Origin of the sequence: Cobetia sp. 4B (assembly GCF_018831605.1) — a bacterium.
Classification (GTDB): domain Bacteria; phylum Pseudomonadota; class Gammaproteobacteria; order Pseudomonadales; family Halomonadaceae; genus Cobetia; species Cobetia amphilecti.
Genome location: NZ_CP059843.1, coordinates 3,381,399 through 3,393,153, shown reverse-complemented (window position 1 = coordinate 3,393,153; position 11,755 = coordinate 3,381,399). Strand labels below are relative to the sequence as shown.

The 11,755-nt window shown below is 62.5% G+C and carries 9 protein-coding genes and 1 pseudogene; 3 read left to right on the top strand and 7 right to left on the bottom strand.

Features of this window, described 5'->3' with window-relative positions; genetic code table 11:
- Positions 1-247: 247 nt before the first annotated feature.
- From H2O77_RS14025 to H2O77_RS13995, 7 genes and pseudogenes are all read right to left on the bottom strand, one after another.
- Entirely contained in the window at positions 248-679 is a 432-nt protein-coding gene (locus H2O77_RS14025) for a GNAT family N-acetyltransferase (RefSeq protein WP_107336137.1), read from the bottom strand.
- Positions 676-1,920: a cupin domain-containing protein gene (locus tag H2O77_RS14020; protein ID WP_054555618.1), complete on the bottom strand. Its 1,245-nt coding sequence runs from the start codon at positions 1,918-1,920 to the stop codon at positions 676-678. Before H2O77_RS14020 ends, H2O77_RS14025 begins: the two co-directional genes overlap by 4 nt.
- Before the next feature lie 259 nt (positions 1,921-2,179).
- Complete coding sequence (gene purB / locus H2O77_RS14015; protein ID WP_215823354.1) at positions 2,180-3,547, bottom strand: adenylosuccinate lyase; 1,368 nt, start codon at positions 3,545-3,547, stop codon at positions 2,180-2,182.
- 155 nt (positions 3,548-3,702) lie between these two features.
- Entirely contained in the window at positions 3,703-4,338 is a 636-nt protein-coding gene (hflD, locus tag H2O77_RS14010) for a high frequency lysogenization protein HflD (RefSeq protein ID WP_043333854.1), read from the bottom strand.
- Complete coding sequence (gene mnmA, locus H2O77_RS14005; RefSeq protein WP_215823353.1) at positions 4,335-5,516, bottom strand: tRNA 2-thiouridine(34) synthase MnmA; 1,182 nt, start codon at positions 5,514-5,516, stop codon at positions 4,335-4,337. Before mnmA ends, hflD begins: the two co-directional genes overlap by 4 nt.
- A 201-nt stretch (positions 5,517-5,717) precedes the next feature.
- A complete protein-coding gene (locus H2O77_RS14000) occupies positions 5,718-6,167 on the bottom strand; it encodes an NUDIX hydrolase (protein WP_043333853.1) in 450 nt (149 codons plus the stop codon).
- A 254-nt stretch (positions 6,168-6,421) separates the two neighbouring features.
- Positions 6,422-6,961, bottom strand: a pseudogene (locus tag H2O77_RS13995) (pseudouridine synthase); the annotation flags it as partial.
- Positions 6,962-7,061: 100 nt separating this feature from the next.
- Between H2O77_RS13995 and icd the strand changes: the two are divergent.
- The 3 genes from icd (at position 7,062) to clpA (ending at position 11,523) form a co-directional block, all read left to right on the top strand.
- The gene (gene icd / locus H2O77_RS13990) at positions 7,062-8,324 is read left to right on the top strand and encodes an NADP-dependent isocitrate dehydrogenase (protein WP_043333852.1); all 1,263 of its coding nucleotides are present in this window, start codon (positions 7,062-7,064) and stop codon (positions 8,322-8,324) included.
- A 499-nt stretch (positions 8,325-8,823) separates the two neighbouring features.
- A complete protein-coding gene (gene clpS, locus H2O77_RS13985; RefSeq protein WP_082388342.1) occupies positions 8,824-9,225 on the top strand; it encodes an ATP-dependent Clp protease adapter ClpS in 402 nt (133 codons plus the stop codon).
- Between the two features lie 33 nt (positions 9,226-9,258).
- Complete coding sequence (clpA, locus tag H2O77_RS13980) at positions 9,259-11,523, top strand: ATP-dependent Clp protease ATP-binding subunit ClpA (protein WP_043333850.1); 2,265 nt, start codon at positions 9,259-9,261, stop codon at positions 11,521-11,523.
- Positions 11,524-11,755: the final 232 nt, after the last annotated feature.

Sequence of the window (11,755 nt, the reverse complement as noted above, 5' to 3'; positions counted from 1 at the left end):
TTGAGTGCTGTCTTTCATTCCTTGGTCGCATTAAAACGATCGTTTTATTTCAGTTTCAACGTTGTGAAATTTCTGCTGGCAAACGGTCGTTTTAATATTTCTCAATGACGTCATGATGCCAGTATCCATGGGCCTTGGGGAATGATGACTTGGTCAAGGAGCAGGTTGTAGCCAGACTACAAGAAACTTCAAGGCACAAAAAAACCGGCCCCAAATGGGGCCGGTTTTGTAAGGCGGACGCTAAAATTCAGTTCAGAATCAAGCGCATGCTGCGGTGCGGTATGCCGGCATCGAGAAACTCGTCGCCGTAAGCCGTGAAGCCGAGGCGTTGATAGAATTCCAGCGCATGGGTCTGGGCATCCAGTAGCACTTCAGCATGACCAGCCTGGCGCGCAGCATGGATGACCGCTTCCATCAGGCGTTGGCCAAGCCCCAGTCCGCGCGCTTCGGAGAGGATGGCGACGCGGCCGACATGGCCGTCCGGCAACAGACGGGCCGTGCCGACGGTGCGGCCATCCAGATGCACGAGGAAGTGTTCGCAGGCGTCATCGCGCCCGTCCCACTCCTCCTCCTGTGGCACCTGCTGTTCTTCGATGAACACGACGCGGCGGATCTCGCTGGCCTCGTTGCCCAACGTCTGCCAGTCGCCCCGTTCCAGACTGATCATGGCGTCACTCATTCTTCATCGTCCTCTTCGTCCTGAAGGTCACATTCCAGTATCAGGCTGCCGCGGTTGATCAGCGCCGTCAGCAGGCTGACCACGGCACTGCGATCAAGGTCTGCCGTGGTGTAGTCGAGCAACACCGCGGTAAGGCGCTGATCGGAGGCCAGCGCTTCCGCCAGCGGCTGAGGGGCCAGGATGCCATCGCCATCGACGAACAGCGTGCTGGTGCCATTCTCGCCGTGACGGAAGGCGAAGCGTGAGCCTAGGGAGCGCACCAGTACGCCTTCGTCTTCCAGATACTCGACCAGCTCATGCGTCTTGAGGGCCGGTTCGCGGGCGGCGAGCTGCTCCAGATACTTGGGCTGGGTCATGTAGCGACCGAACCACTGCGCCAGCTGGGTCGGGTTGTCCAGCGTGCTGAGCAGCAATTCACGCACGCGCTCGAGCGAGGCGTCGTCCAGCTCGCCGGCATTGGCGACCGGTGCCATGCCCTGGTCACGGTAGCGCAGCGATTCCGGCAGGCTGGCACCCAGATAGTCGGCGTAGGAGGTGACGACTTCATCGGCGGAAGGCGCACGGAAGCCGACGGAGATGGTCATGCAGTCATCGGACTGGCTGACACCGTGGTGCGCCAGGCGCGGCGGCACGTAGAGCATGTCGCCGGGTTCCAGCACCCAGTCCTCGCCCGGAGTGACCTCGAAGTGCTTGAGGATGCGCAGGTCGATGCCATCGATGATCTCGGCGTCGTCACCGTGCATGCCGCCCAGCTGCCAATGACGCTGGCCCTGGGCCTGCAGCAGGAAGACATCGTAGTTGTCCAGGTGCGGGCCGACGCTGCCGCCGGTCGGCGCGTAGCTGATCATGATGTCATCGAGACGCCAGCGCGGCAGGAAGGTGAAGGGCTCGAACAGCGCGGCGACGTCGGGGACGTAATGATCCACCGCCTGCACCAGCAGGCTCCACTGGCTGTCGTCCTTGGCGTCGAGACGCGCGAAGGTCGCTTCATCGAAGGGGCCGTGGCTGACCTGCCAGGCCTTGTCCGGGCCGTTTTCCTCGACCAGACGGGCTTCGATGCCATCTTCACAGGCCAGACCGGCCAGTTCATCGGCTTCCAGCGGCGTCTCGAAGTCTGCGAAGGCCCCGCGGATCAGCAGCGGCTTCTGCTGCCAGTAATCGCGCAGGAATTCACGGATGCTCAGGCCGCCCAACAGTGCCAGTGGCGTGTCGGTGTCGCGGGGGGCGGGGGATGTGCTCATGCAGAACCTCTCGAACGCGAACGGCAGCCTGTCAGGGGGCGGCGGTCTCGCGATGACGTCGTTGAAGCCGTGTTGCCGGATGGCAGACGGCGATGCGTTCCATGCCGAGCCTTGAGAGCGTGGCATGTCGTGCCCACTGACGGAGAGCGTCAGTGGTCGTGAATCCAGTGTTTTGTCGTTCAGCGTGCTGCGTAATGCGCAATGCATGACGCCGGAGCAGAGGCCCCGGCGTCTTGAGACTTGCAGTGACCTGCGCCGCTTAGAGCGCCTTGGCCTGTGCAATGGCGTTGCCGATGTAGCTGGCCGGGCTCAGTGCCTTCAGCTCGGTCTTGACGTCTTCCGGCAGTTCCAGCGTCTCGATGAAGGCGGCGAAACCGGCCTGGTCGATACGCTTGCCACGGGTCAGCTCCTTGAGCTTCTCGTAGGGCTTCTCGATGCCGTAACGACGCATGACGGTCTGGATCGGCTCGGCCAGCACTTCCCAGCTGTTGTCCAGGTCGGCGTTCAGGCGCTCCGGGTTGGCTTCCAGCTTGCTGATGCCTTTCAGGGTCGCCTGATAGGCGATCAGCCCCTGCGCCAGGCCGGTGCCCAGGTTGCGCAGCACGGTGGAGTCGGTCAGGTCACGCTGCCAGCGGGAGATCGGCAGCTTCTGTGCCAGATGGCCCAGCACGGCGTTGGCGATGCCCAGGTTGCCTTCGGAGTTCTCGAAGTCGATCGGGTTGACCTTGTGCGGCATGGTGGAAGAGCCGATCTCGCCGGCCACGGTACGCTGCTTGAAGTAACCCAGCGAGATGTAGCCCCAGACGTCACGATCGAAGTCGATCAGGATGGTGTTGAAGCGGCAGATGGCATCGAACAGCTCGGCGATGTAGTCGTGCGGCTCGATCTGGGTGGTGTACGGGTTGAAGGTCAGCCCGAGGCTCTCGACGAAGGTTTCGGCGTTGGCCGCCCAGTCGATGGCCGGATAGGTGGTCAGGTGGGCGTTGTAGTTGCCCACGGCACCGTTGATCTTGCCGAGCATCTCGATGCGTTCGATCTGCGCCAGCTGACGACGCAGACGCGCGGCGACGTTGGCCATTTCCTTGCCGAGGGTGGTCGGGCTGGCCGTCTGGCCGTGGGTGCGCGACAGCATCGGCTGTTCGGCGTGCAGGTGGGCCAGCGCGACGATCGCTTCGGTCACTTCACGCATCTGCGGCAGCAGCACGTTGTCCAGGCCGCCACGCAGCATCAGGGCGTGAGACAGGTTGTTGATGTCTTCACTGGTGCAGGCGAAGTGGATGAACTCGGTGACGGCGTTGAGTTCGGCGTTGCCCTCGACCTTTTCCTTCAGGAAGTACTCGACCGCCTTCACGTCGTGGTTGGTGGTGCGTTCGATGTCCTTGATGCGCTGGGCATCCTCGACACTGAATTCACTGACGATGCTATCCAGCACGGCGTTGGCATCCGCGGAGAAGGCCGGCACTTCAGCGATCTCGGCGTGGGCGGCCAGGCGTTGCAACCAGCGCACCTCGACGATGACGCGGGCACGGATCAGGCCGAATTCACTGAAGTGCTCGCGCAGGGCCTCGGTCTTGGCGCCATAGCGGCCATCGACGGGAGACAGGGCGGTGAGGGCGGACAGCTGCATGATGAGAATCTTCCGATGGTGGCAGGACATATCGCGCTGCCGGTTCAAGTGTCTCGGAGCCCGGTTGATGGGCTCCAGCGTTGTTGAAGCGAATTCGGGTGTGAATCAGGTGGCATCAGGTGACGCGCTGGCGCGAGCGCGTAGGCGAGCTCGGCTCAGCCCAGCTGCTGCAATGACTTCTTGAGCGCGCTGCGCTGGAAGACCAGCTTCCAGCGACGGCCACCTTGCTGGTCCCACAGCAGGGCGAAGCGCACGCCTGCCAGCAGGGCGCAGCGGATGCGTTCCGGCATCATGCGCTGCTGCAGCAGGCCGGGGTCGCCCTGCACCACGATCCGGTAGCGGAAGGTGGAGAGGGTCTGCTGGTAAAGCTCGCCCAGGCTTGCGATCACGTTCTCGTGGGTCGGCCCGAAGTGCTCGGCCTGGCCCTGGATGCGTGTCAGGCCCGCGCCCAGCTTGTCCAGCATGTCCGGGTCCTTCTTGAGCTTGCTCATCAGCATCACCAGCGAGAAGCCGTAACGCATCACCACGGGCGAGACCTGGCGACGTTCCATCACCGCACTGACGGTGTCGATGCCGAGCCGCAGGCGGTTATGGTGCCCGCCGTAGATGGCTTCGAAGCTTTCCGGATTGGTATCCAGCGTGGCATTGACCAGGGTTTCCCAGGCGCGCTCATCGCACTGGCCGTGGCGGGCCAGCTCATCGACCAGCGCGGCTGCCTGGAAGACGCCCGCCAGCGAAAGTGCCTGGCGGGTAGTGGTATCAGTGACGGGACGGATCGGCACGCTGGTCATTGCGCGGCGGACTCCTCGGGGCCAGAGAGCGGGGCGGTGGAAGCGCTGGCGTCCGCCGCCGGAAGTTTCCAGGCGGCATCGATCACGCCGCCGCCCAGACAGATGTCGCCGAGATAGAAGACGGCGGACTGGCCGGGCGTGACGGCGCGTTGCGGTTCATCGAAACGCACCTCGACACGCTGGCCGTCATTGACGATCAAGGTCGCGGCCTGATCTTCCTGGCGATAGCGGTTCTTGCAGCGAATGCGCAGCTCGCCATTGGCATCGGTCTGCGGCGGCTCGCCCGCGACCCAGTCGACGGATTCGGTGCTCAACGCCTGAGTGTAGAGCAGGTCGTGATGCTTGCCCTGCACGGCGACGAGCACGTTGCGCTCCAGGTCCTTGGCACACACGAACCAGGGCGCATCCGGATAGCGCTTGAGGCCACCGATTCCCAGCCCCTGGCGCTGGCCGAGGGTGTAGTACATCAGGCCCATGTGCTCGCCGATGACATCGCCATCGGGGGTCTCGATCTTGCCGGGCTGAGCGGGCAGGTACTGCTTGAGGAAGTCGGCGAAACGCCGCTCGCCGATGAAGCAGATACCGGTGGAATCCTTCTTGCGCGCGGTGATCAGCTCATGCTTCTCGGCGATGGCGCGCACTTCGTGCTTCTCGAGCTCGCCGACCGGGAACAGGGTGCGTGCGATGGCCGCCTGCGGCACGGCATGCAGGAAGTAGCTCTGGTCCTTGTTGGTGTCCAGGCCCTTGAGCAGGCGCGGAAGACCGTCACGCACGCCGCCACGCACGTAGTGACCGGTGGCGATCAGCTCGGCGCCCAGCATCTCGGCATACTCGAGGAAGACCTTGAACTTGATCTCGCGGTTGCACAGGATGTCGGGATTCGGCGTGCGACCGGCCTTGTACTCGGCCAGGAAGTGCTCGAAGACGTTGTCCCAGTACTCCGCGGCGAAGTTGGCGGTGTGCAGCTTGATGCCGAGCTTGTCGCACACGGCCTGGGCATCGGCCAGGTCTTCGAGGGCGGTGCAGTATTCGCTACCGTCGTCTTCGTCCCAGTTCTTCATGAACAGGCCTTCGACGTGGTAGCCCTGCTCCATCAACAACAGGGCAGAGACGGAGGAGTCGACACCGCCGGACATGCCGACGATGACCTTGGTTCCGGTACCGGTTTCAGCGGTCATCAGTTCTCTCGTCACCCGCATGGCCGCGGGTTGTCACAAACAGGGGAGGCGGCAGACCCGTCATTCTGGCGCCGCTTGAATGGGCGGGATTATACCTGAATGCGGGGGTGGGATTCACCCCGCCTGCGCCGTCTGCCGCACTGGGCCGCAAGCGCCGCTCGACAGCACGCCCGACGGCGGACTTCCGGCGCGGGCAATCGCTCAATCGTGCAGCACATCCAGCGGGAAACGCTTGCCACGCTGGCTGTCGCGAATACGCCGGGTCACCAGCGGGCTGCGCAGGCGGCCCATATCCTCGAGCTGCTCGATCTCCTCAAGCGACAGCCAGTGCGTTCTGACGATGTCAGGGTCCAGCGGCGTGCACAGGTGCTCAAGGGCGGCGGCCTCGAAACTGTGGGAGTGGAAGTGGGTGCCGTCCTCGGCCACATGCACATAGAGGCCGAGATAGCCGGTCAGCAGGATGCGCCAGGCGGTTTCCTCGCGGACTTCGCGTTGTACGCCGTCGATGATGCGCTCATGCGGTTCGAGATGGCCGGCCGGCTGGTTGAACACCGTGCAGGGCCCGCCCTTGTCTTCCTCGACGATCAGGTAGCGCCCGGCGCGTTCGACGACACAGGCGACGGTGACATTCGGGGTCCAGCGAGCAGCCATCAGGATTTCCTTCCTTTCTTGGGGGATGAGGGACGAGGAGAGGCGCCGCGGGAGCCGGGGGGCTTGCCTGAACCCTTGCCTTCAGTCTGGCCAGAACTCCGACGGGAACCCCGACCTGAGCCCTTGCCGCTCTTGCCCGCGCTGTTGCCTCTATCGCCACTGCCCCGTGGGCCAGCGTTGCCGGTGCGGCGCTTGCCCGTCGCGCCCTTGTGGCGCGGCGAGCGGGACTCGCGACGAGGTACTGCTGGCATCTCGACTTCCTCGCTGCGCCATTCACCGGGGGCAAGGCCATCGAGCTTCCATGGCCCGATGGCCGCGCGGATCAAGCGCAGGGTCGGCAGGCCGACATGGGCGGTCATGCGGCGCACCTGGCGATTGCGACCTTCGCTGATGATGATCTCCAGCCAGTGGGTCGGAATGCTCGCACGGAAGCGCACAGGGGGTTGCCTGTCTGGCAACTCGGGGGGCTCGATGCGCCGCACTTTGGCTGGGCGCGTCATGCCATCCTTGAGCTCGACCCCGGCACGCAGCGCGGCGATGGCCTGCTCGTCAGGGGCTCCTTCCACCTGCACCCAGTAGGTCTTGGGCTGCTTCTTCTTCGGGTGCGCGATCTGGTGGGAGAGCGCGCCATCACTGGTGAGCAGCAGCAGTCCCTCGGAGTCATAGTCGAGGCGCCCGGCGGCATAGACATCCGGCACGTCGATGAAGTCAGCGAGTGTCTGGCGGCCCTGATCGCGGTCGGTGAACTGGGTCAGGACGCGGTAAGGCTTGTGAAGCAGATATATGAGAGACATGGTTTAGACTTTTGTCGCGGCTGCCGTATAAGCCTACTGTGAGAAGCGGCACGGGTGCTATACTCGCGCCTCCACTGAATCCATGACAGGGGAGTTATCAATGGGGTTCCAGAAGATTGTCGTCCCGGAAGGCGGTGCCAAGATCACCGCAAATTCCGACAATACCCTCAACGTTCCGAATAATCCGATCATCCCGTTCATCGAAGGCGATGGTATCGGTGTGGACGTGACTCCGGCCATGAAGATTGCCATCGACGCTGCTGTCGACAAGGCCTATGGCGGCGAGCGCAAGATTCACTGGATGGAAGTCTACGCCGGTGAAAAAGCCACTCACGTTTATGATGCTGACACCTGGCTGCCGGAAGAGACTCTCGAGGCTGTCAAGGATTACATCGTTTCCATCAAGGGTCCGCTGACCACTCCGGTGGGCGGTGGTATTCGCTCCCTGAACGTCGCTCTGCGTCAGAAGCTGGATCTGTACACCTGCCTGCGCCCGGTGCGCTGGTTCACTGGTGTGCCGAGCCCGGTCAAGAAGCCGGCTGACGTCGACATGGTCATTTTCCGCGAAAACTCCGAAGACATCTATGCCGGTGTCGAATGGAAAGCGGGAACGCCGGAAGCCGACAAGGTCATCAAGTTCCTGCGTGAAGAGATGGGTGTCACCAACATCCGCTTCCCGGAGAACTGCGGTATCGGCGTCAAGCCGGTCTCCGAAGAAGGTACCAAGCGCCTGGTCCGTCAGGCTGTCCAGTACACCATCGACAACGACCGTGAGTCGCTGACCCTGGTGCACAAGGGCAACATCATGAAGTTCACCGAAGGTGCCTTCAAGGACTGGGGCTACGAAATCGTCAAGGACGAGTTCGGCGGCGAGCTGCTGGATGGCGGCCCGTGGATGACCTTCAAGAACCCGAACAACGGCAAGGACATCGTGGTCAAGGACGTCATCGCTGACGCCATGCTCCAGCAGATCCTGCTGCGTCCGGCGGAATATGACGTCATCGCCACCCTGAACCTGAACGGTGACTACCTGTCCGACGCTCTGGCGGCGGAAGTGGGTGGTATCGGTATCGCGCCGGGTGCCAACCTGTCCGACACCGTCGCCATGTTCGAAGCGACTCACGGTACTGCACCGAAGTACGCTGGCCAGGACAAGGTCAACCCGGGCTCCGTCATCCTCTCTGCCGAGATGATGCTGCGTCACATGGGTTGGGTCGAAGCGGCTGATCTCGTGCTGAAAGGCGTCGAGAAGGCCATCGCCAAGGGCGAAGTCACCTATGACTTCCATCGCCTGATGGACGATGCAAAGCTGCTGAAGTGCTCCGAGTTCGGTCAGGCTGTTGCTGACAACATGGATGCCTGAGACCCAGCGTTGATCTGATGCCCAGGCATCAGGTTGCGTGACAGGTTTCAGCAGAAGGCCCCCGGACATGTCCGGGGGCCTTCTTGCGTTTGAGATGGAAGCTTCTCGGTTGCGCGCCCAGACGGCTGCCAACGATTGCCACTCCTGGGCATTCTGCGTGGAGCGTTCTGCGCGGGGGGTCTGTGCGGTAGCATTCCGGGTTTCATTGAGCGGCGAGACGCTTGAATGGGTCGCAAGCTGGCGACGCCTGTCGAGAGGTGTCTGTCGCGTATGTGAGCGAAAATGCATGCAAATGTCCGCATTCATGTCAGAGCGTCGCGATGCAGGCATGAACGTGTACGCTCAGGCGTGCGCGACTAAAGCTTGCAACCAGATCGACAAGCCCCCATCTTTTCCTTATCACACCCACATTGAGACGACGTGGCAGCGCTTGACCTTCTCCGCGGCGCGTTGAGGCAATCTGCTTTGTCACGGCTTGTGTTCACCGGATCAGCCCCTTATGTTCAAGACAGAGACATCGCGCGGCAGCCCTCCCTTTCTGGAGACACTGTCGATCAGCAATCAGGCCCCGTCGGCTCAGGAACCCGGATACCAGGAAGACCACGAAGGTGATCTGGCATTCGAGACCGCTGAGCCTGAACTGGCTCCACCGCCCATGTACAAGGTCGTTCTGCACAATGATGACTTCACACCGATGGACTTCGTCGTGGAGGTGCTGACCACCTTTTTCAACAAGGATCAGGAGCAGGCAGTACAGATCATGCTCGCTGTCCATCATCAGGGAAAAGGAACCTGTGGCATCTTCAGTCGCGACATCGCGGAAACGAAATGCCACCAAGTCAATCAATATGCTCGAGAGTGCCAGCATCCGCTGCTGTGCGACATCGACCGGGCGGAGTGATCCGTCCAAGACGCGGCCTAGAGGGGACTTGCCATGTTGAGCAAAGAACTTGAACTGACCCTGAACACGGCCTTCACCGTGGCACGTTCCAAACGCCACGAATTCATGACCGTGGAACACCTCCTGCTGGCACTGCTGGACAATGCCTCCGCTGCCGATGTCCTGCGCGCCTGTGGTGCCAATCTGGACAAGCTGCGAGTCGACCTTCAGGACTTCATCAATTCCACCACCCCGCTGATTCCGGAAGAGCAGGAAGACCGCGAGACGCAGCCGACGCTGGGCTTCCAGCGCGTCCTGCAGCGTGCCGTCTTCCACGTGCAATCTTCCGGCAAGAGTGAAGTGACCGGCGCCAACGTGCTGGTGGCCATCTTCTCCGAGCAGGAAAGTCAGGCCGTCTACTTCCTCAAGCAGCAGAATGTCGCGCGTGTGGATGCGGTCAATTACATCGCGCATGGCATCTCCAAGGTCGCGGGTCACACCCAGACGCCCCAGGCGTCGGTCGAGAATGAAGAGAGCGAAGAGGCGAGCAGCGAAGGCGGCAACAACCCGCTGACCAACTACGCCACCAACCTCAACGAGCAGGCGCGTCTGGGCAAGATCGACCCGCTGATCGGTCGCGATGGCGAGCTCGAGCGCGTGGTGCAGATTCTGGTGCGTCGCCGCAAGAACAACCCGCTGCTGGTCGGTGAGGCCGGTGTCGGCAAGACCGCCATCGCGGAAGGTCTCGCCAAGCGCATCGTCGAGGAGGACGTGCCGGACGTCATCAAGGAAGCCGTGGTCTACTCGCTGGATCTCGGGGCGCTGCTGGCCGGCACCAAGTACCGCGGTGACTTCGAGAAGCGTCTCAAGTCGCTGCTGGCGGAGCTGCGCAAGGAACCGAACTCGATCCTGTTCATCGACGAGATCCACACCGTCATCGGTGCGGGTGCCGCGTCCGGTGGCGTGATGGATGCCTCCAACCTGCTCAAGCCGCTGCTGTCTTCCGGCGAGCTGCGTTGCATCGGTTCCACCACCTTCCAGGAATTCCGTGGCATCTTCGAGAAGGACCGCGCCCTGGCGCGTCGCTTCCAGAAGGTCGATGTCATGGAGCCGTCGGTGGATGACACCATCCGCATCCTCAAGGGGCTGCGTGGTCGCTTCGAGGAGCACCATGCCATCAAGTACACCGATGCCTCGCTGGAAACGGCAGTGCGTCTGGCGGACCGTTACATCAACGACCGTCAGCTGCCGGACAAGGCCATCGACGTGATCGACGAGGCCGGTGCCCACCAGCGCCTGCTGCCGGAGAGCATCCGCGTCGACACCATCGATACCGAGCAGGTCGAGGCGATTGTCGCCTCCATCGCCCGCATTCCGCCGAAGACGGTCTCCAGTTCCGACAAGAAGCTGCTGTCCAATCTCGAGCGCGATCTCAAGATGCTGGTGTTCGGGCAGGACGACGCCATCACCGGGCTGTCCGCGGCGATCAAACTGTCGCGTGCTGGCCTCAAGGCGCCGGACAAGCCGGTGGGCAGCTTCCTGTTCGCTGGCCCGACAGGCGTCGGCAAGACCGAGGTCGCCCGTCAGCTGGCGGCGTTGATGGGCATCGAGCTGGTGCGTTTCGACATGTCCGAGTACATGGAGCGCCACACCGTCTCGCGCCTCATCGGGGCACCGCCGGGCTACGTCGGTTACGACCAGGGCGGTCTGTTGACCGAAGCCATCACCAAGCAGCCGCACTGCGTGCTGTTGCTGGATGAGATCGAGAAGGCACACCCGGAAGTCTTCAATCTGCTGCTGCAGGTGATGGACCACGGCCGCCTGACCGACAACAACGGTCGCGAAGCGGACTTCCGCAACGTCATTCTGGTGATGACCTCCAATGCGGGTGCCGAGCAGGTGGCGCGTCGCTCCATCGGCTTCAAGCACCAGGATCACTCCACCGACGCCATGGAAGTCATCCGCAAGACGTTCTCGCCGGAATTCCGCAACCGTCTGGATGGCATCATCCAGTTCGGCGCGCTGGATCTCGCCGTGGTACGCAATGTGGTCGACAAGTTCCTGGTCGAACTGCAGGCGCAGCTGGATGAGAAGCGCGTGCAGCTGGATGTCGCTGACGAGGCGCGTGACTTGCTGGCGACCCTCGGGTATGACCCGGCGATGGGTGCTCGCCCGATGGCACGCGTGATTCAGGAGAAGCTCAAGAAGCCGCTTGCAGAGATGATCCTGTTCGGCGACCTGTCCGAGTCGGGCGGCATCGTGCATGTCACGGTCGACAACGGCGAGCTGCACCTGGAAACGGAAGCGGAAATGGCGTGATCTGACGCTAAGCTTGCTGCCCTGAAGGGGCGACATGAACGGTCAGTGCTCAAGCACTGGCCGTTTTTTTATGCCCATCAGTCAGCAAGCTGTCCGCACGTAGCGAGCATGACGTCGATTGCTCAAGCTGGACACGCGCGCACGCCAAGGGGCTCGCCATCCTCGAGGGAAGGGCGGGGGAGTTGGATGAGTACTGGAGGAGGCGAATGCTATCGGGGGAAGCGAATGCGTA